Below are 19,164 nucleotides of genomic sequence, written 5' to 3' on the forward strand. Positions count from 1 at the left end.
GGGCAGGGCGTAGCCGAGGTACTCCTCCTCCAGCACGGTGCGGAACCTCTCCGGCCCCCAGTCCTCGAGCAGGTACTTCATGCGGGCCTTGTTGCGCAGGCGCCGGTAGCCGTAGTCACGGAAGATGCTCACGACGGCGTGCCACACCTCGGGGGCGCGCTCGGCCGAGACGAAGGCGCCGATCCGGTCGGCCAGGCGGGCCTTCGTGGACAGGCCGCCGCCGACCCACAGGTCGTAGCCGGGGCCCAGCTCGGGGTGCACGACACCGATCAGGGAGACGTCGTTGATCTCGTGGACCACGTCCTGGGAGGGATGTCCGGTGATGGCGGTCTTGAACTTGCGGGGCAGGTTGGAGACCTCGAGGTCACCGATCCAGCGGTCCGCGATCTCCCGGATCACGGGCGTGGGGTCGATGATCTCGTCCGCGGCGATCCCGGCCACCGGTGAGCCGAGGATCACGCGCGGCACGTCGCCGCAGGCCTCGGTGGTGGACAGGCCCACGGACTCCAGGCGCCGCCAGATCTCGGGGACGTCCTCGACACGGATCCAGTGCAGCTGGACGTTCTGCCGGTCGGTGATGTCCGCGGTGTCACGGCCGAAGTCGGTGGAGATCCCGCCGATCACGCGCAGCTGCTCGGTGGTGAGGTCGCCGCCGTCGATGCGCACGCGCAGCATGAAGTAGCGGTCCTCGAGTTCGTGGGGCTCCAGGGTGGCGGTCTTGCCGCCGTCGATCCCCTGCCGGCGCTGGGTGTACAGGCCCCACCAGCGGAAGCGGCCGTGCAGGTCGTCCGAGGGGATCGAGTCGAAGCCCTCCCGGGCGTAGACCTGCTCGATGCGCTCGCGGACGTTCAGGCCGTCGTCCTGCTGCTTGAACTCCTCGTTGTGGTTCAGGGGGGTGGTCCCGTCCACCTTCCACTGGCCGTGCGGCTTGGCGGAGGGACGGCGCGGGGTGCGCGCCGGCCTCGACGTCTCGTTCACCTGGGTCATGGCCGCCACGCTAGGAACCCGGCATGCCGACCCCAAGATCGTCGACGCGGTTCGTCACGTTCCCGGGGCCGGCCCGCGGTCGGGGCCCGGCCCAGCCCCGGCCGTGTGACGAGCGGCTCAGCGGCCTCCGGCGGCTCCCCTCGGGGCCTCGGCGAGGGCGGACCGCAGCCGGTCCAGGGCGATCCGCGCCACCAGCGGATGCGGCAGCAGGGGGTCGGTGACCGCGTCCGCGCCGCTCTCGCCGAGTCGGTCGTGGAAGTGCCCGGGGGCCAAGAGGTGGGCGGCCACCACGGCGCGACGGCCGGCGGCGCGCACCCGGGAGACGGCGTCGGGCACACGGGGGGTGGCCGCCGCCCCGAACGCCGCGGTCACGGGCAGTCCCGTGGCCCGGGCCAGGGCCCCGGCCAGGGCGTGCACCTGGGCCTGGCCGTCCGCGGCGCGGGTGCCGGCCGCCGCCAGGATGATGTCCGATGTCGCGGCCTCACCGGCCGGCACCGCCTGGGCCACCCGCTCGGCCAGAACGGTCACCAGGCGCGGCTCGACGTCGTCCCCGGCCCCGGCCAGCGGTGCGGCGGCGATCGTGCCGGGTCGGGCGGCTGCGGCGTGGTGGATGTCGTGGTGGACGTGATGGCCCAGGGACAGCAGCAGCGGCACGATCACGGCCGGCTCCCCCGGGGGCAGGGCCGCCACGACCTCGTCGAGGGAGGGGCTCTGCACGTCCACGTAGGCCTCGTGGACCTGGGCGCCCGGCCCCTCGGCGGCCAGGAGGGCCGCCAGGTCGGCACGGAGGCCGTCGATCACGTCGCGGCCGGCCGCGTCGTGCGTGCCGTGGGCGCAGGCGATCACGTGCAGCACGGGCGCGCTCATGCCGAGCCCACCGCGTCGGCCCACACGTTCTGCGGCCCGCCGCTCACCGGCGGATCACCTTGTGCTGGGCGGCCTGGGCGACCGGCCGCATCACGATCTGATCCAGGTTCACGTGGTGGGGCAGCTCGACGGCGTGGACGCACACCTCGGCGACGTCCTCGGCGGTGAGCGGCTTCTCCACGCCCGCATACACGGCGTCCGCGGCGGACTGGTCGCCGCCCAGGCGGTTGCGGGAGAACTCCTCGGTGTGGACCATGCCCGGGAGCACCTCGATCACCCGCACGTTGTGCTCGGCCTCCTCCAGGCGCAGCGCGCCGGTGAGCCCGTGCTGGCCCATCTTCGCGGCGTTGTAGCCGGCGCCGCCCTCGTAGGCGGTGACGGCGGCGGTCGAGGTCAGGTTGAGCACGGTGCCCTCGCCGTGGGCGCGGAGCATGGGCAGGAACGCCTGGCACATCGTCAGGGTGCCGAGCACGTTGACGCGGTACATCCACTCCCAGTCGGCGCGGTCGCCCACGCCCACCGCGTCCGTGCCGAGCGCTCCGCCGGCGATGTTGACGAGGGTGTCGGCGCCGCCGTCGGCCTCGACGCGCGAGGCCAGCGCGGCGACGGCGGCCTCGTCCGTGACGTCCAGGGCGGCGGGGACGACGTCGCCGCTCACGCCCTCGGCCCGGGCGTCGGCAGCGAGGGTCTCGAGGCGCTCGGCCCGGCGGCCGACGGCGTACACGCGCCAGCCGCGGCGGGCGAGCTCGAGGGCCGTGGCGCGGCCGATGCCGCTCGTGGCCCCCGTCACGACGGCGGCGCGGGCGGGGTTCTTCGCAGGTTCATGGGTGTGGCTCACGCCTCCGACCGTAGCCGAGCCGTGCCGTTCGGAGCACCGCCCGGATCACCTCCGCCAGGTCGACCGACTGCAAGGGCGGGACGTCCCGGGCATCGTCGCAGGCCCGGCCCGCCGCCCCGGTCATGGGAGGATGGCGGGCATGGCTGAGAACACGCAGGGCACAGACACGCCCATCGACGCATCGACCCCGTCCACCCCCGCCGCCGGCGCCGTGGCCGTGCCGGACAAGCCGGCCCTCGAGGGCCTCGAGGAGAAGCTGACCGCCCGCTGGGCCGACGAGCGCACGTACGCGTTCGACACGCAGACCACCCGCGAGCAGGTCTACTCGATCGACACTCCCCCGCCGACCGCCTCCGGCTCCCTGCATGTGGGCCACGTCTTCTCCTACACGCAGACCGACGTGCTCGCCCGGTACCAGCGCATGAACGGCAAGAACGTGTTCTACCCGATGGGCTGGGACGACAACGGCCTGCCCACCGAGCGCCGTGTGCAGAACTACTACGGCGTCCGCTGCGACCCCGCCAAGCCGTACGTGGAGGGCTACCGCCCGCCGGAGAAGCCGGCGAAGAACCAGCGCGACTGGGACGTGATCTCCCGCAAGAACTTCATCGAGCTCTGCGAGGAGCTCGCCGTCGAGGACGAGAAGGTCTTCGAGGACCTCTTCACCCGCCTCGGCCTGTCCGTCGACTGGGACATGACCTACCGGACCATCGACGACGTCTCCCGCGCCGTCTCCCAGCGCGCCTTCCTGGCCGGCATCGCCTCGGGCGACGCCTACCTGGCCGAGGCCCCCACCATGTGGGACGTGACCTTCCGCACCGCCGTGGCCCAGGCCGAGCTCGAGGACCGCGAGGTCCCCGGCGCCTACCACCGCTACGCCTTCACCGCTGCGGACGGCGAGCAGGTCTTCATCGAGACCACCCGCCCCGAGCTGCTGGCCTCCTGCTCCGGCCTGGTCGCCCACCCGGACGACGAGCGCTACCAGCACCTGTTCGGCACGACCGTCACCTCCCCGCTGTACGGCGTGGAGGTCGAGGTCTTCCCGCACCCGCTGGCCAAGCCGGACAAGGGCTCCGGCATCGCCATGGTCTGCACCTTCGGCGACCTCAACGACGTCACCTGGTGGCGCGAGCTGCAGCTGCCGACCCGCACCCTGATCGGCCGTGACGGCCGCTTCGCCGCCGACACCCCCGAGTGGATCACCACGGACGCCGGCCGACAGGCCTATGCGGACACCGTGGCCGGCAAGACCGTGTTCTCCGCCAAGCAGGGTGTGGTGGACGCCCTCACCGCGGCCGGCCTGCTGGACGGAGAGCCGAAGAAGATCATGCACGCCGTGAACTTCTACGAGAAGGGCGACAAGCCGCTCGAGGTCGTCACCTCCCGCCAGTGGTACATCCGCAACGGCGGCCGCGACGCCGACCGCCGCGCGGAGCTGATCGAGCGCGGCCGCGAGCTCTCCTGGCACCCGGAGCACATGCGCCACCGCTACGAGAACTGGGTCGAGGGCCTCAACGGTGACTGGCTCGTCTCCCGCCAGCGCTTCTTCGGGGTGCCGATCCCGGTCTGGTACCCGCTGGACGCGGAGGGTGAGCCCGACTATGAGAACCCGATCCTCCCGGCCGACGAGCAGCTCCCCGTGGACCCGGCCGCCGAGGCCGCCCCGGGCTACTCCGAGGACCAGCGCGACGTCCCCGGCGGCTTCACCGGCGACCCGGACGTCCTGGACACCTGGGCCACCTCCTCGCTGACCCCGCAGATCGTGGGCCGCTGGTCCCGTGACGAGGCGTTCTTCAACAACGTCTTCCCGTTCGATCTGCGCCCGCAGGGCCACGACATCATCCGCACCTGGCTGTTCTCCACCGTGGTGCGCGCCCACGCCCTCAACGGCTCCGTGCCGTGGACGGACACCGCGCTCTCCGGCTGGATCCTCGACCCGGACCGCAAGAAGATGTCCAAGTCCAAGGGCAACGTGGTGGTCCCGACCGACATCCTGGACCAGTTCGGCTCGGACGCCGTCCGCTACTGGGCCGCCTCGGCCCGCCTCGGCGCGGACACCGCCTACGAGGTGGCGCAGATGAAGATCGGCCGCCGCCTGGCCATCAAGCTGCTCAACGCCGCCAAGTTCGTGCTGAACCTGGGCGCCACGCAGGACGCCGTCATCCGCACGGCCGACGACGCCGCGGCCGTCACCAACCCGCTGGACGCCTCCCTGCTGACGCGCCTCGCGGCCACCGTGGAGCAGGCGACCCGCGCGTTCGAGGCCTACGACTACGCACGCGCCCTCAACGTGACCGAGCAGTTCTTCTGGGCCTTCACGGACGACTACGTGGAGCTCGTGAAGGACCGTGCCTACGGTGGCCACGGCGAGGCCGAGCAGGCCTCGGTGGTGACCACGCTGGCCACCACCCTGGACGCCCTGCTGCGTCTGCTGGCCCCGTTCCAGCCGTTCGCCACCGAGGAGGTGTGGAGCTGGTGGCGCGCCGGCTCCGTGCACACCGCCGCGTGGCCGGGCGCCGCGGACGAGGTGGCGGCCCTGTCCTTCGCCGCCTCCGCCGGTGACGCCGAGGTCCTGCCCACCGTGGCGCAGGTCCTGGGCGGCGTCCGCAAGGCGAAGTCCGAGGCCAAGGTGAAGCAGCGGACCGAGGTGCGCTCCGCCGTGGTGACCGGACCGACCGAGTGGCTCGAGAAGCTGCGCGGCGGCCTGGCGGACCTCAAGGCGGCCGGCAACATCGCGGACCTGTCCCTCACGCAGGGCGAGGCCGGCGAGTCCGCGCCGCTGACCGTCTCCGACGTGCAGCTCGCACCGGTCGAGGACGACTGATCCGCGCCGCGCGTTCCCGGACGGTGTCTCGGGAGCGCACGCGGCACGACGACGGCCCCGTCGCCCATCACGGGCGGCGGGGCCGTCGTCGCGCCCGTGCTGCGAACCCGAGTCTGCCCGTCAGCGTGGGATGTTCGTGGCCGGGATCCGGTAGGGCACAGCGCACGTCGGCAGTCCGCCGCCGGATCGGAGTTCGTCGGGAGGCGGCCCTCCCGGGGGTGTCGTGGTGCACCTCCCGGTCGTGCTCCTGCCGCATGTCGCAGTGCGGTCACCGCGGCAGGGGTGGACACTGAGAGGATGAGACCGACACCCGATCCCGCCCCGGCCGGCCGCCGCGCCTGCGACTCCTCCGCCCGGCGGATGTCCGCCGCCCTCGCCGCCATGGGCGTGCTCCACTTCGTCCGACCTGAGCCCTTCGACGGGCTGATCCCGCCGTTCCTGCCCGGCTCGGCCCGCGCGTGGACCCACGGCTCCGGCGTGGCCGAGCTGGCCGTGGCGGGTCTGCTGGCCGTCCCGCGCACCCGGCGCGCGGGCGGACGCGCCGCGCAGGCGCTCTTCCTCGGCGTGTGGCCCGGCAATGCGTGGATGGCCTGGCGGTGGCGACGCCGGCCCTGGCCGGCGCAACTGGTCTCCCTCGGGCGGCTGCCCCTGCAGGTCCCCCTGATCCGCGCGGCCGGCAGAGTGGCGCGCAGCTGACCCCCGCCGCCCCGCACCCCGACGACGCCGGCCCCACACCTTCGCGCTGAAGGTGTGGGGCCGGTCTCGTGCGAGCCGGGGGCTCAGTCGAACTGCGGATCCGTGGTGCGGGCCCGCTTGATCTCGTAGAAGTACGGGAAGTCGGCCAGGGCGACGGCGCCGTCGAAGATGCGGCCCGCCTCCTCGCCGCGCGGGATGCGGGTCATCACGGGACCGAAGAAGGCCGTGCCGTTGAACGCCACGACGGGCGTGCCGACGTCGTTGCCCACGAGGTCCTCCGCCTCCTTCTGGCTGGCGCGCAGCTGCTCGTCGGCCACGTCGGTGCGGGCGGCGTCCAGGATGTCCGCGTCGTGGCCCAGCTCCTCGAGGGCCTCGGCCACCACGGCCTCGTAGTCCGTGCGGCCCTGCTCGTGGATGCGGGTGCCGACCGCGGTGTACCACGGGCCGAGCGCCTCGGCACCGTGCCGCTCGCGCACCTGCACGGCGGCGCGGGCCGGCAGCCAGGCCTTCTCGAGGCGGGCCAGGTAGTCGGGGTCCAGGTCGCGGCCCTCGTTCAGGACGGCGAGCGACATGATCTTGAAGACCACCCGCACGTCGCGCACCTTCTGGACCTCCAGGATCCACCGGGAGGTGATCCAGGCGAACGGGCACGTGGCGTCGAAGTAGAAGTCGACGGTGGGCTGCTGCGTGGTGTCGGTCATGCTGTGCTCCTTGCGGTCAGGGAGCCGTCTCGGCTCCGGTCGGTCCTGCTGGGCGACGGCGGTCAGGCGCTCCGGCCGCGTCGACGTCGTTCCACCTCGGCCGGGATGAGCGTGGGCTCGGCCTCGCCGCGCACCACGTCCCCGGAGATGACGACCGTGCCCACATCCGAACGGGAGGGCAGCTCGAACATCACGGGCTTGAGGACGTTCTCCATGATGGAGCGCAGGCCGCGGGCGCCGGTGCCGCGGGCCTCGGCCTGGGCGACGACGGCGTCCAGGGCGTCCTGCTCGAACTCGAGCTCCACGCCGTCCATGAGGAACATCTTCTGGTACTGCTTGAGCAGGGCGTTCCTCGGTTCGGTCAGCACCCGCACGAGCTGTTCGTGCGTGAGGTCCTCGACAGTGGTGATCACGGGCAGGCGGCCGATGAACTCGGGGATGAGGCCGAACTTCAGCAGGTCCTCCGGCCGCACGTCCGCGTAGGTGACGTCCCCCGCGCCCAGGTGGTTCAGGGGCGCGCCGAACCCGATGCCCTTGCGTCCGGCACGGGAACCGATGATCTCGTCCAGGCCCGCGAACGCGCCCGCCACGATGAACAGCACGTTGGACGTGTCGATCTGCAGGAACTCCTGGTGGGGGTGCTTGCGCCCGCCCTGCGGCGGCACCGACGCCACCGTGCCCTCGAGGATCTTCAGCAGGGCCTGCTGCACCCCCTCGCCGGAGACGTCCCGGGTGATGGAGGGGTTCTCGGACTTCCGCGAGATCTTGTCGATCTCGTCGATGTAGATGATGCCCTGCTCGGCCTTCTTCACGTCGTAGTCCGCGGCCTGGATGAGCTTGAGGAGGATGTTCTCCACGTCCTCGCCCACATAGCCGGCCTCGGTGAGGCTGGTGGCGTCCGCGACCGCGAACGGGACGTTGAGCCGCCGGGCGAGGGTCTGCGCGAGATACGTCTTGCCGGAGCCGGTGGGGCCGACCATGAGGATGTTCGACTTGCCGACCTCGACGTCCGCGAGGTCGTCCCGCTCGGTGAGGCGGTCGGCCAGGTCACCGCCCCGCGCCTGCGGCCCACGCACGCGCTTGTAGTGGTTGTACACGGCGACGGCGAGGGAACGCTTGGCCGCCTCCTGACCGATCACGAAGCTCTCGAGGTGGTCGAAGATCTCCTGCGGGGTGGGCAGGACGGTCTCGTCCGCCTCCGCCGCCTCGCCGAGCTCCTCCTCGATGATCTCGTTGCACAGCTCGATGCACTCGTCGCAGATGTAGACACCCGGGCCGGCGATGAGCTTGCGCACCTGCTTCTGGCTCTTCCCGCAGAACGAGCATTTCAGCAGGTCAGCGCTCTCTCCGATACGCGCCATGGTGGTACTCCTCGAAGGCCGGGCGGAGACGTCCGCCCCGCGCGGGCGTCGTCGCTGTCAGATTCCGTCCAGCATACGGCCGTGGACGGACACGTTAAGGGACCGGGTCCCCGGTCGGCGCCGAGGGGCCCGGCCGCGCGGCCGGACCCCTCGGCGGGCGTCGTCGGTCAGGCAGACGGGCGGGTGATCTTGCGGGAGGCGAGGACCTCGTCCACGAGGCCGTACTCGAGGGCCTGCTCGGCCGAGAGGAACTTGTCCCGGTCGATGTCCTGCGAGACCTCCTCGGGCGTGCGGTTGGTGAGGGAGGCCAGCGTCTCCTCCATCCACACGCGCATCCGGTTGATCTCCTGGGCGTGGATCTGCAGGTCCGTGGCGGTGCCGCGGTCGCCCTGCATCGCCGGCTGGTGGATCAGCACGCGCGCGTTGGGCAGCGCCAGACGCTTGCCGGGGGCGCCCGCGGCCAGCAGCACGGCCGCGGCGGAGGCGGCCTGGCCCAGGCACACGGTCTGCACCTCGGGGCGGATGAACTGCATGGTGTCGTAGATCGCCGTCATGGCCGTGAACGAGCCGCCCGGCGAGTTGATGTACAGGGTGATGTCACGTTCGGAGTCCATCGCCTCGAGCACGAGCAGCTGGGCCATCACGTCGTCGGCCGACGCGTCGTCCACCTGCGCGCCGAGGAAGACGATGCGGTCCTCGAAGAGCTTGGCGTAGGGGTCCTGACGCTTGAAGCCGTAGGGGGTGCGCTCCTCGAACTGCGGGAGGATGTAGCGCGCGTCCGGCGTGGGCAGGGAGGGCATCCCGGTGGGGAGCCCGGCGGGGAACTGGGTCATTCTTGGTCTCCTGGAGAGGGTCGGGACGGTCCGGGCCGGGCTCAGCCCCGGACGCCGCCGCCGCCGGTCACGGACGCGGCACGGTCGGCGATGTGGTCGATGAAGCCGTACTCGAGGGCCTCCTGCGCGGTGAACCACTTGTCACGCGCGTTGTCCTCGAGGATGGTCTCCACGGACTGGCCGGTCTGCTCGGCGGTCAGCTCCGCCATCACCTGCTTCATGTGCAGGATCAGCTGGGCCTGGATGCGGATGTCCGACTCGGTGCCGCCGATGCCGCCGGAGGGCTGGTGCATCAGCACGCGGGCGTGGGGGGTGGCGTAGCGCTTGCCCTTGGTGCCGGAGGCGAGCAGGAACTGGCCCATGGACGCGGCGAGGCCGGTGGCCACCGTCACGACGTCGTTGGGGATGTACTGCATCGTGTCGTAGATCGCCATGCCCGCGGTGACGGAGCCGCCCGGGGAGTTGATGTACAGGTAGATGTCCTTCTCCGGGTCCTCGGCCGAGAGCAGGAGCAGCTGGGAGCAGATCGCGTTGGCGTTGTCGTCACGGACGTCCTCGCCCAGCCAGACGATGCGCGACTTCAGCAGCTGGGTGTAGAGGAAATCCTCGCGCTGCGCCGGGTCCACCGAACGCATGCTGGGGGTGATGTCGGTCATCACTTCCGCCTTCCTGTCGAGATGTCCACGGGCCTCCCGAACGGCGGCCGCTCGCGCGGACGGACGGGTCCCTGATCGAGTCCGACACTAGCCGGGCGTCCGGGCCAGCGCGCGGGACGCCGTCGGCGTTTCGCTGTTGGCGCAGGTTGTCGCGGACCCCGCCCGGGGCCGCCCACCGGGGCCCCGGGACGACGACGGCGCCCCCACCGGCGTGGGCGGGGGCGCCGTCGTCGTGGCTCGGCGGGGGTGCGTCCCCACCGGCCGGGATCAGGCCTGCTCGGCCGCCTCGGCGTCGTCGGCCTGCTCGGCCGGGGCCTTCTTGGCCGTCGACTTCTTCTTGGCCGGGGCCTTCTCGGCGGGCTTCTCCTCCGCCTCGTCGGCGCCCTCGGCCTCGGCGCCCTCGGCCTCAGCGTCGAGGGCCTCCTGGCCGCCCGGGGTCACGAACGCCGTCAGGTCCACGGCCTTGCCGTCGGTGTCGGTGACCTCGGCGTACTCGAGGACCTTGGCCAGGGCCTTGCGGCGGCGGACCTCGCCCATGATCATCGGGATCTGCCCGCCCTGGTCGAGCATCATGGCGAACTGGTTCGGGTCCATGCCGTACTCGGAGGAGGTGGCGATGATGTACTCGATCAGCTCACCCTGGTCGACCGTGACCTCCTCGGCCTCGGCGACCTCGTCCAGGATGACCTCGTTGGCGAACGCCTCGCGGGTGTTCTGCTCGAGCTCGGCACGGTGCTCGGCGGTGTCGTGGTCGTCGCCCGCGGTGTGGCCGCCGGCGGAGAAGTGCTGCTCGACCTGCTCGGCGATGACGCCGTCCGGCACCGGGACCTCGACGAGCTTGGCCAGCTCCTCGAGGACCTTGTCGCGGGCCTCGACGCCCTGGCGGTTCACGGCCTCCTCGGCGGCCTGCTTCTTCAGGTCCTCCTTGAGCTCGGCGATGGTGTCGAACTCGGAGGCCAGCTGGGCGAACTCGTCGTCGGCCTCGGGCAGCTCGCGCTCCTTGACGGCCGTCAGCTCCAGCTTGACCACGGCGGTCTCGCCGTCGTGCTCGCCGCCGTTGAGCGTGGTCTCGAAGGTGGCGTCCTCGCCGGCGGACAGGCCGTCGAGGGCCTCGTCAATGCCCTCGAGCATGGTGCCGGCGCCCACCTGGTAGGACAGGCCCTCGGCCTGGTCGACCTGCTCGCCGTCGACCGTGGCGGTCAGGTTCATCGTGACGAAGTCGTCCTGGGCGGCCGGGCGGTCCACATCCTTGAGGGAGCCGAAGCGCGAGCGCAGGGCGTCGAGGGCCTTCTGCTCGTCCTCCTCGGTGGCCTGGGCGGGCTCCACCGTCACCTTGAGGCCCTTGTAGTCGGGCAGCTCGATGGTCGGGCGCACGTCGAACTCGGCGGTGAAGGCCACCGGGCCCTCGGCGTTCTCCGCGTCCGGGGTGGCGGTCACGTCGACCTCGGGGCGGGAGATCGGGGTGAGCTCGGCCTCGGCGATGGCGGCGGAGAACCAGGTGTTCAGGCCCTCGTTGACGGCCTGGTCCACGACGATCTCGCGGCCGAAGCGCTGCTCGATCAGACGTGCCGGGATCTTGCCCTTGCGGAAGCCCGGGATCTGCACCTGGTTGGCGATGTCCTTGAACGCCTTGTCCAGGGCGGGCTTCACCTCCTCGAACGGCACCTCGACGGTCAGCTTGACGCGGGTCGGGCTGAGGTTCTCTGCGGTGGACTTGACCACGGATGACTCCTGTTGGTGGTGGTGGATGGTCTTGACGTCGAGTCGGGGTGACAGGATTTGAACCTGCGGCCTCACGCTCCCAAAGCGCGCGCTCTACCAAGCTGAGCTACACCCCGCCGTCGTCCCCGACGCCGGCGGGCTCACGCGGTGGAGGCTCGCCGGGCACCCGAGGGACTGCCCGAGGGCAGACTGTGGAATCCTAGCGCGCCGTCTCGCGCCCCGCGAAAAGCCGCGACCGCCGGCCCGTGAAGCCGTCCATCGTGGCGTTGACCCCGAGGACGTCCATCGCGAGGTCGAAGACGGGCGCCGGCAGGGCGCGCAGGGGCGCGATCAGACCGACGGCGCGCGGCAGCAGCAGGCGGGTGCGGCCGGCCTCGACGGCGTCCAGCACCTCCTGCGCCACGTGGCGCGGATCCAGCACGGGCAGCAGCCAGGGCACCCGGCTGCGCACGCCCGCGAACATCCCGGTGTCGATGTAGAAGGGGCAGACGGCGAGGGAGGTGACGCGGCTGCCGTCCTTGCGCAGCTCCGCGGCGAGGGACTCGGCGAAGCCGACCGCGGCGTGCTTGGTGGCGGAATAGTCCGTCTGGCGCGCGACGCCGACCAACCCCGCGGCCGAGGCCACCGTGACCACGGCCCCGCGGTCCCGGGCCCGCATTCCGGGCAGGACCGCCCGGGTCAGCCAGTACGGCGCGAGTGCGTTCACCTCGAAGGTGCGGCGGATGCCCTCCTCCGTGGCGTCCTCGAGGCGCACGCCCGTCACGACGCCCGCGTTGTTCACGGCGACGTCCACCTCTCCGGCGCGGGCGGCGGCGGCCTCGACGGCGGCCGCGTCCGTCACGTCCACGCGCTCGGCCTGGGCGTCCGCGCCCTGAGACCGGATCTCGGCGGCGACGGCCTCAGCCCCCTGCAGGTCGAGGTCCCAGACGACGACGCGGCCCGCGCCGCGGCGGGCGGCCCCCAGGGCGATCAGTCGACCGATGCCGGACGCGCCGCCCGTCACGAGGACGGTGGCGCCGCGCAGGGACAGGGGACGACGGCCGGCGAGGGCGGACGCGGCCCTGCGGAGGGCGGGACGGGAGCCGTGCATCATGCCTCTTCCCCCACGGCCGACGCGGGCCCGCCGTGATACGGTGTCAGCCGCTGGTCCGCGCCGAGCGCGGCCCCGCGGGGATGTAGCTCAATGGTAGAGCCCCAGTCTTCCAAACTGGCTACGCGGGTTCGATTCCCGTCATCCCCTCCGGACCTCATGAGCCGGGTCATCGTGTGCACACGATGGCCCGGCTCATGGCTTTCTCGGGTGCGTCGTCGTCCGCGCCGGTGCCTTGACCGCTGTGCCCGGTCGGGCCTGCTACAGGCCCCTCAGCTCTGACAGGTGAGGCACCGGTAGAGCTTCCGGGCCGCCATCTCCTCCACCACGATCGTCTCGCGCCCGCACACGAGGCAGGCCAGGCCCTGCCGCTGGTACACGTAGTTCGCGTGCTCGGGCCAGGCCGATTCGGCAGGGATCCCCGGCCGGTGCTCGGGCCGCGTGGTGACGATCCGCCCGAGCCGCACGCCCTCCCGCATGAGCGCGGCGTTGTCCGCCCAGAGGAATGCCAGGTCCGACGCGGAGACCTCCCGGGCCGGCCGCCACGGGTCGATGCCGGCGCGGAACAGCGCCTCGGCCCGGAAGATGTTGCCGATCCCGCTGACGGCCGCCTGGTCCATCAGCACGACGCCGATCGGCCGCCGTGTCCGCCGGGCGAGGTCGTAGAACGGCGCGGGATCGTCGTCGCTCAGCGGATCCGGGCCCAGGCCGGCGACGACGTCGGCAGCCTCGGCCGGAGTGAGCGCGCGGCACCGGCTCGCGCCGATCAGGTCGGCCCAGCCGTGCTCGGCGCGCAGTCGCAGCCGGACCGTGGCGGCCGGCGGCGGGGGCTGGACCCAGCCGTCGGCGTCGCGAGCGGGCTCGGCGGCCGGGGCGCCGTCGTCGTGGACCTCCCGCTCGCCGATCCGGCGGGGTGCGCCGATCGAGGACGCGGCCGCGAAGTCCTGATCCCCGCCGAAGGTCCACGCCCCGTACATGCCCAGGTGGACGTGGAGCACGTGGCCGCCGGAGACGTCGGCGAAGAAGTGCTTGCCGTGGGCCCGGGCGCGCTTCAGGACCTGGCCGTCGAGCAGGGCGGCCCCCTCGGCGAAGCGGCCCTGCGGACTCGTGGCGCGGATCCGGCGGCCGCCGAAGACGTCGGTGAACTGGCGCGCGAGACGGTGGACGGAGTGGCCCTCAGGCACTCACATCAGCACCTCTCCGGTGGTCTCGTAGTGCGCGATCTTCCCGATGCGGCGCACGTGGCGCTCGTCCTGGGAGAACGGTTCGGCCAGGAACGCCTCGATGAGCTCGGTGGCCTCCTCGAGCGAGTGCTGTCGACCGCCGACGGCCACGACGTTCGCGTCGTTGTGCGCGCGGGCCAGCCGCGCCGTGTCCAGGTTCCAGGCCAGGGCGGCTCGGACGCCGGCCACCTTGTTGGCGGCGATCTGCTCGCCGTTGCCGGAGCCGCCCAGCACGATGCCGAGCGAGTCCAGTCCCTGCTCGCGGTCGGCGACGACGGCGCGGGCGGCGTTGATGCAGAAGCCCGGGTAGTCGTCCTGCGCGTCGTACTCGGTGGGTCCGTGGTCCACCATCTCGTAGCCAGCGGCGGTGAGGTGCTCCACCAGGTGGGCGGACAGCTCCATGCCGGCGTGGTCGGTGGCGATGTGGACGCGCATGCGCAGACTCCTTAGGGGCGGTGGCTCGGGGTCCCCGCCAGTCTAGTGAGGGGCGGGGCATCCAGAGGCCGACGACGACGTCCGGGCCAGGTGGCACACTGGGGAGCACCGTGCCGTGGCCCCCATCACAGGTCCCGGCCGTGCCGCATCCGCCCGACCCCAGGAGGAGTCCGACCGTGACCACCGCCGCCGCCATGAACATCACCCGCGAAGAGGCCGCCGCGCGCGCGGCCGCCCTCACCGTGGACGCGTACGAGGTGAGCCTGGACCTCACCCGTGGAGCGGAGCACTTCCACACGGCCACCACCGTGACGTTCGCGGCCGCGCAGGACGCGGTGGGCACCCACACGTGGATCGACTTCGTGGCCGGGCAGGCCCCCGCGGTGACCCTCAACGGCGAGGCGCTGGACGTGGCGGACTTCGACGGCGCCCGACTGCGGATCGGCCCGCTGGCGGCGCAGAACACCCTCGTGGTCGACGGGCTCGGGGACTACAGCAACACCGGCGAGGGCCTGCACCGGTTCGTGGACCCCGTGGACCAGGAGGTCTATCTCTACACCCAGTTCGAGGTGCCCGATTCCCGCCGCATGTTCGCGGTGTTCGAGCAGCCCGACCTCAAGGCCGCGTTCCGCTTCACCGTGACCGCGCCGGCACACTGGGCTGTGGTGTCCAACCAGCCGGAGGACTCCCGCCGCACCCTCGGCGTCGTGGCGAACGAGGAGAACCTGCAGGGCGTGGACGCCGCGGTCTGGGAGTTCACCCCCACCCCGCGCATCTCCTCCTACATCACCGCGCTCGTCGCCGGCCCGTACGCCTCCGTGCATTCGGAGCTGACCAGCGCCGACGGCCGCACGATCCCCCTCGGCGTCTACTGCCGCGCGTCACTGGTGGAGCACCTGGACGCGGAGAACGTCTTCGAGCTCACCCGCCAGGGCTTCGAGTTCTTCGAGGCCCAGTACGGCCACGCCTACCCGTTCGAGAAGTACGACCAGCTGTTCGTGCCCGAGTTCAACGCCGGCGCGATGGAGAACGCCGGCTGTGTGACCTTCCTCGAGTCGTACGTCTTCCGCGGGACCGTGCCGGAGGCGCTGATCGAGCGCCGCGCCATCACCATCCTCCACGAGCTGGCCCACATGTGGTTCGGCGATCTCGTGACCATGCGCTGGTGGAACGACCTGTGGCTCAACGAGTCCTTCGCCGAGTTCATGTCCACGCTCGCCGCCGCCGAGAACACGCAGTACACCAGCGCCTGGACCACCTTCTCTTCCATGGAGAAGAACTGGGCCTACCGCCAGGATCAGCTCTCGTCCACGCACCCCATCAAGGCCCGGATCCGCGACCTCGACGATGTGCTCGTCAACTTCGACGGCATCACCTACGCCAAGGGCGCCTCCGTGCTGCGCCAGCTCGTGGCCTGGGTGGGCCAGGAGAACTTCATGGCCGGCGTCCGCGCGTACATCGCCCAGCACGCGTGGGGCAACACCGAGCTGCCGGACCTCATGTCCGAGCTCGAGGCGGCTTCCGGCCGCGACCTGTCCGAGTGGACCCGCGTGTGGCTCGAGACCTCGGGCGTGAACACGCTGCGCACGGAGGTGGAGACGGATGAGGCCGGCACCATCACCGCGCTGCGCCTGCGCCAGAGCGCCCCGGACGGCTCGCCGTCGGCGCCTGGCGACGACGTGCTCCGCCCCCACCGCCTGGCTGTGGGCTTCTACGACGTGGACGAGGCCACCGGCCGCCTGACCCGCACCGAGCGCTTCGAACTCGACGTGGCCGGTGAGGTGACCGAGGTCGCCGAGGCCGTCGGCCGCCGTCGTCCCGCCGTGATCCTGCCCAACGACGACGACCTGGCCTACGCCAAGCTGCGCCTCGACGACGCCTCGTGGGAGGCCGCGTCCACCCGCCTGAAGGACGTGGACGGCTCGCTGGCGCGCACGCTGCTGTGGGGGGCGGCCTGGGACACCGTGCGCGACGGCGAGGCCTCCGCCGCCTGGTTCGTCGACCTCGTCCTCGCCAACGTCGGCCACGAGCGGGACTCGTCCGTGGTGCAGACGCTGCTGCGCCAGCTCGCGACGGCGATCGGCCTGTACCTGCCCGAGGACCAGGCCGAGGCCGTGCGGGTCGCGGCGGCCGACCGTCTGTGGGGCCTCGTCGCGGAGGCCGAGGACGGCTCGGACAACCAGCTGCAGTTCGTCAAGGCGTTCGCCCTGCACGCCCGCACCACGGCGCAGCTGGACCGCCTGGCCGCCCTCGTCGACGGCACCTGCACCGTGCCCGGGCTGGACCTCACCACGGACCTGCGCTGGGAGCTGCTCACCGCGCTGGTGGCGGCCGGCCGCGCCGGGGAGGCCGAGATCGCCGAGGCCGAGCGCGCCGACGCGACCGCCACGGGCGCGCTCGCCGCGATCCAGGCCCGGGCCGCCGTGCCGACGGCCGAGGCCAAGCGCGCGGCCTGGGACCGGGTGATGGCCGGCGAGCTGTCCAACACGGAGCAGCGCCAGGCCCTGATCGGGTTCGCCCGGGCCCACGACGCCGCGCTGATCGCGCCCTTCGCAGACGCCTACTTCGAGGGCGTCGAGGCGATGTGGGACTCCCGTTCCCACGAGATGGCCGAGACCGCCGCGACGCTGGGCTACCCGACCGCCCAGGTCACCCCGGAGATCGCCGACCGCGCCACCGCCCTGTCCGAGCGGCTGGCCGACACCCGCGCGGGGCTGTCCCGCGTCCTCGCCGAGGGTCGGGACGAGACGGTCCGCGCCCTGGCCGCGCGCGAGCACGCGACGGCGCACGTGCATCAGGTCCACGCCGGGGCCTGAACCGGGCGGGGGCTGGTGGGCATTCCACGAAGGTGCCCTCCAGCACCGCCCCCGCCGCTGTCGAGGCGCGGGCTGGCTAGGCTGGAACCCATGAAGCACACCTTCTCCCTGCGCACCGAGTGGACGGGCGACCGCGGCTCGGGCACCTCCGGCGTCCGCGACTATGACCGCTCCGTGGTGATCCAGGACGCCGCCGTCGGCGAGATCCAGGCCTCGGCCGCCCGCCCCTTCCGCGGCGACGACTCGAAGTGGAACCCGGAGACCCTCCTGCTCGGCGCGCTCGCCGAGTGTCACGTGCTCTCGTACCTCCATGTCGCGTCGACCTCCGGGGTCGTGGTCACGGGGATGACGTGCGGGGTCGAGGGTGAGCTCGAGCTGGACGGCGACGGCGCCGGGCGGTTCACCGCGATCACGCTGCGGCCCGAGGTCACGCTGCAGGACGAGGCCGACCGGGAGCGGGCCGAGGCCCTCCACGCCGAGGCGCACCGGCTGTGCTTCATCGCGAACTCGCTCTCGGCCCCGGTCGCCGTCGAGCCGGTCCGCCCCGAGGCCCTGCCCACCGGCGCGCCGACGCTGCCGGACCACTCCGCGCGCCTGGGCGCCCCCCTGGCGGTGCTGCGGCCGCGCGTCGCCAAGGGCCCGTCCCGTGTGACGGGCCTGGCGGAGCGGCCCACCGAGGTCGAGCCGGTGATGCAGGAGGGCACACCCGCCCCGGTGGAGCAGGTGCGCGCCCGCGACGCCGCGGCGGGCCCCGCCGGTGCGACCCCGGGGACCCCGGCCGCGCCCGGTCAGGCCGCCAGCTTCTACGACGCCGTCGGCGGCCGCCCGACCTTCGACCGGCTGACCGCCGAGTTCTACGCCCGCGTGCGCGAGGACGAGATCCTCGCCCCGATGTATCCGCAGGACGACTTCGAGGGCGCCCAGCGCCGGCTGCTCATGTTCCTGGAGCAGTACTGGGGCGGACCGCGGACGTACTCCGAGGAGCGCGGCCACCCCCGCCTGCGCATGCGCCACGCCCCGTACCGGATCGACCCGGCCGCGCGCAACGCGTGGCTGCGGCACATGCGCGCCGCCGTCGACACGCTGGAGCTGTCACCGCTGCACGAGGCCGAACTCTGGGACTACCTGGAGCGGGCCGCCCACTCCCTGCAGAACTCGGCCTGACCGGCCCGCGGTCCGCGCCCCGACATGGGGCGCGGGCTCACACCGCCATGGCGGGGCGGCCCAGCACGAAGCCGCCGGGGGTGTCCAGGCGCGTCCACGGCCCCGCCGTGCTGAGCCGGGCGCGGCCGCCGGGCCGCAGGAAGCCCAGCGCGTGCGCGCCGAAGGCCATGCCGGCCGGGAACTGCAGAGCGTCGCCCCCGAGCAGGGGTCCCCACATCTGCGCCCGGATCTTGCGGACCAGCGCCTCCCCCGGGTTCTCGGGCAGGGCGTCCCACACGGCGTCGGCGCCGCGTGTGGCCACCTCGGTCAACTCCTCATCGGCGACCTCGGCCACGGGCGTCCAGCCGCCGCGGGGCGGGGTCAGCGCGGTCCAGGTGACGTGCTCGCGGCCCGGCGGCACGGCGAACGCCAGGTCGACGGGGTCCTGGCCGCGCATCCGGGCGGTGCGCTCGGTGACGGAGCCCAGGGCGACGACGGCGTCCAGGTCCGCCACGCCGTCGGCGGTCGCCAGGGGCACGGTGCGCAGCCCCAGGACGACGGGCACCCCGTCTCCGAGCCCGGCCGGCTGCAGCACGGAGACCCACTGGGCGAGCATCGGGGTGCGGGAGCGCCCTGCCTCAGGCACGACGTGCAGGCGCATCCCCGTGTCGGCGACGCGACGGGCGCGGGTGGCCAGCTGCTCGAGGTCCCGCACAGCGCGGTCGTCGACGAAGCGGAGGACTGGTGCGGCGGCGGAGTGCTCGGTCATGCAAGCATTGTCCCAGGTCCGTCGCGTCCCGGGCCGCCCCGCCGTCGCGGGGTCCATCCACGTCGAAGGAGCCGTTCGTGCCGCAGGAGCTGGAACACCGCCCACCGGCAGGCCCCGGCCACATCGCGCGGCGGCCCGAGCACGACGACGCGCGACTCCGGCGGTGACGTCGTCATCACGGTGCGCCGCGACGTGACGGCCTC

General features: G+C 72.7%; 16 protein-coding genes, 2 tRNA genes and 1 pseudogene. 6 read left to right on the plus strand and 13 right to left on the minus strand.

Annotation, left to right across the window (positions count from 1 at the left end; genetic code table 11):
• From J1M38_RS07675 to J1M38_RS07685, 3 genes are all read right to left on the minus strand, one after another.
• A partial coding sequence (locus J1M38_RS07675; RefSeq protein ID WP_206501220.1) for a nitrite/sulfite reductase occupies positions 1–987 on the minus strand: 987 nt, incomplete at its 3' end.
• A gap of 117 nt (positions 988–1,104) precedes the next feature.
• Positions 1,105–1,854 carry a sirohydrochlorin chelatase gene (locus J1M38_RS07680; RefSeq protein ID WP_122054275.1) on the minus strand — a complete coding sequence of 250 codons (750 nt, stop codon included), beginning with the start codon at positions 1,852–1,854 and terminating at the stop codon, positions 1,105–1,107.
• Positions 1,855–1,897: 43 nt separating this feature from the next.
• Entirely contained in the window at positions 1,898–2,692 is a 795-nt protein-coding gene (locus J1M38_RS07685; protein ID WP_044659094.1) for an SDR family oxidoreductase, read from the minus strand.
• A gap of 139 nt (positions 2,693–2,831) precedes the next feature.
• Here J1M38_RS07685 and valS point away from each other — a divergent pair, with 139 nt between their 5' ends.
• Positions 2,832–5,516: a valine--tRNA ligase gene (gene valS, locus J1M38_RS07690; protein WP_122054272.1), complete on the plus strand. Its 2,685-nt coding sequence runs from the start codon at positions 2,832–2,834 to the stop codon at positions 5,514–5,516.
• Positions 5,517–5,876: 360 nt separating this feature from the next.
• Entirely contained in the window at positions 5,877–6,212 is a 336-nt protein-coding gene (locus J1M38_RS07695) for a membrane protein (protein ID WP_036316984.1), read from the plus strand.
• 83 nt (positions 6,213–6,295) lie between these two features.
• Here J1M38_RS07695 and J1M38_RS07700 read toward each other — a convergent pair whose 3' ends face one another.
• The 7 genes from J1M38_RS07700 to J1M38_RS07730 form a co-directional block, all read right to left on the minus strand.
• The gene (locus tag J1M38_RS07700) at positions 6,296–6,913 is read right to left on the minus strand and encodes a DsbA family protein (protein WP_036316880.1); all 618 of its coding nucleotides are present in this window, start codon (positions 6,911–6,913) and stop codon (positions 6,296–6,298) included.
• A 62-nt stretch (positions 6,914–6,975) separates the two neighbouring features.
• Complete coding sequence (gene clpX / locus J1M38_RS07705; protein WP_036316877.1) at positions 6,976–8,274, minus strand: ATP-dependent Clp protease ATP-binding subunit ClpX; 1,299 nt, start codon at positions 8,272–8,274, stop codon at positions 6,976–6,978.
• A gap of 167 nt (positions 8,275–8,441) precedes the next feature.
• Complete coding sequence (locus tag J1M38_RS07710) at positions 8,442–9,107, minus strand: ATP-dependent Clp protease proteolytic subunit (protein ID WP_041104792.1); 666 nt, start codon at positions 9,105–9,107, stop codon at positions 8,442–8,444.
• Positions 9,108–9,148: 41 nt separating this feature from the next.
• Entirely contained in the window at positions 9,149–9,766 is a 618-nt protein-coding gene (locus tag J1M38_RS07715; protein ID WP_036316875.1) for a ClpP family protease, read from the minus strand.
• A 264-nt stretch (positions 9,767–10,030) separates the two neighbouring features.
• Positions 10,031–11,485: a trigger factor gene (tig, locus tag J1M38_RS07720; protein ID WP_041104794.1), complete on the minus strand. Its 1,455-nt coding sequence runs from the start codon at positions 11,483–11,485 to the stop codon at positions 10,031–10,033.
• A gap of 42 nt (positions 11,486–11,527) precedes the next feature.
• A tRNA-Pro gene (locus J1M38_RS07725) sits at positions 11,528–11,601 on the minus strand.
• An 83-nt stretch (positions 11,602–11,684) separates the two neighbouring features.
• Positions 11,685–12,578 carry an SDR family oxidoreductase gene (locus J1M38_RS07730; protein WP_123243909.1) on the minus strand — a complete coding sequence of 298 codons (894 nt, stop codon included), beginning with the start codon at positions 12,576–12,578 and terminating at the stop codon, positions 11,685–11,687.
• A 76-nt stretch (positions 12,579–12,654) separates the two neighbouring features.
• Here J1M38_RS07730 and J1M38_RS07735 point away from each other — a divergent pair.
• Positions 12,655–12,725, plus strand: a tRNA-Gly gene (locus tag J1M38_RS07735).
• A 122-nt stretch (positions 12,726–12,847) separates the two neighbouring features.
• Here J1M38_RS07735 and J1M38_RS07740 read toward each other — a convergent pair.
• Together J1M38_RS07740 and J1M38_RS07745 are read right to left on the minus strand one after the other, a co-directional pair.
• Complete coding sequence (locus J1M38_RS07740; protein ID WP_041104798.1) at positions 12,848–13,759, minus strand: Fpg/Nei family DNA glycosylase; 912 nt, start codon at positions 13,757–13,759, stop codon at positions 12,848–12,850.
• The gene (locus tag J1M38_RS07745; RefSeq protein ID WP_044659097.1) at positions 13,760–14,233 is read right to left on the minus strand and encodes a ribose-5-phosphate isomerase; all 474 of its coding nucleotides are present in this window, start codon (positions 14,231–14,233) and stop codon (positions 13,760–13,762) included. It abuts the gene before it with no gap.
• Between the two features lie 176 nt (positions 14,234–14,409).
• Here J1M38_RS07745 and pepN point away from each other — a divergent pair, with 176 nt between their 5' ends.
• From pepN to J1M38_RS07760, 3 genes and pseudogenes are all read left to right on the plus strand, one after another.
• Positions 14,410–17,049: an aminopeptidase N gene (gene pepN, locus J1M38_RS07750; protein WP_123243910.1), complete on the plus strand. Its 2,640-nt coding sequence runs from the start codon at positions 14,410–14,412 to the stop codon at positions 17,047–17,049.
• Positions 17,050–17,139: 90 nt separating this feature from the next.
• Positions 17,140–17,571 (plus strand): annotated as a pseudogene (locus J1M38_RS07755) (OsmC family protein); the annotation flags it as partial.
• Between the two features lie 168 nt (positions 17,572–17,739).
• On the plus strand, positions 17,740–18,213 hold the full coding sequence (locus J1M38_RS07760) for a globin (RefSeq protein WP_206481505.1): 474 nt from the start codon (positions 17,740–17,742) through the stop codon (positions 18,211–18,213).
• A gap of 37 nt (positions 18,214–18,250) precedes the next feature.
• Here the strand turns inward: J1M38_RS07760 and J1M38_RS07765 are convergent, their stop codons facing one another.
• Positions 18,251–18,961 carry a hypothetical protein gene (locus J1M38_RS07765; RefSeq protein WP_063190231.1) on the minus strand — a complete coding sequence of 237 codons (711 nt, stop codon included), beginning with the start codon at positions 18,959–18,961 and terminating at the stop codon, positions 18,251–18,253.
• Between the last annotated feature and the right edge of the window lie 203 nt (positions 18,962–19,164).

Source organism: Micrococcus sp. KRD070 (assembly GCF_017168435.1).
In the GTDB taxonomy this organism is placed as follows: Bacteria; Actinomycetota; Actinomycetes; order Actinomycetales; family Micrococcaceae; genus Micrococcus; species Micrococcus luteus.

Coding starts and splice junctions, on each gene's coding strand:
- clpX (WP_036316877.1), bottom strand. CDS start 8,274: ATGGCGCGTATCGGAGAGAGCGCTGACCTGCTGAAATGCTCGTTCTGC.
- J1M38_RS07700 (WP_036316880.1), bottom strand. CDS start 6,913: ATGACCGACACCACGCAGCAGCCCACCGTCGACTTCTACTTCGACGCC.
- J1M38_RS07745 (WP_044659097.1), bottom strand. CDS start 14,233: ATGCGCGTCCACATCGCCACCGACCACGCCGGCATGGAGCTGTCCGCC.
- valS (WP_122054272.1), top strand. CDS start 2,832: ATGGCTGAGAACACGCAGGGCACAGACACGCCCATCGACGCATCGACC.
- J1M38_RS07765 (WP_063190231.1), bottom strand. CDS start 18,961: ATGACCGAGCACTCCGCCGCCGCACCAGTCCTCCGCTTCGTCGACGAC.
- J1M38_RS07710 (WP_041104792.1), bottom strand. CDS start 9,107: ATGACCCAGTTCCCCGCCGGGCTCCCCACCGGGATGCCCTCCCTGCCC.
- J1M38_RS07760 (WP_206481505.1), top strand. CDS start 17,740: ATGCAGGAGGGCACACCCGCCCCGGTGGAGCAGGTGCGCGCCCGCGAC.
- J1M38_RS07730 (WP_123243909.1), bottom strand. CDS start 12,578: ATGATGCACGGCTCCCGTCCCGCCCTCCGCAGGGCCGCGTCCGCCCTC.
- J1M38_RS07680 (WP_122054275.1), bottom strand. CDS start 1,854: ATGAGCGCGCCCGTGCTGCACGTGATCGCCTGCGCCCACGGCACGCAC.
- J1M38_RS07695 (WP_036316984.1), top strand. CDS start 5,877: ATGTCCGCCGCCCTCGCCGCCATGGGCGTGCTCCACTTCGTCCGACCT.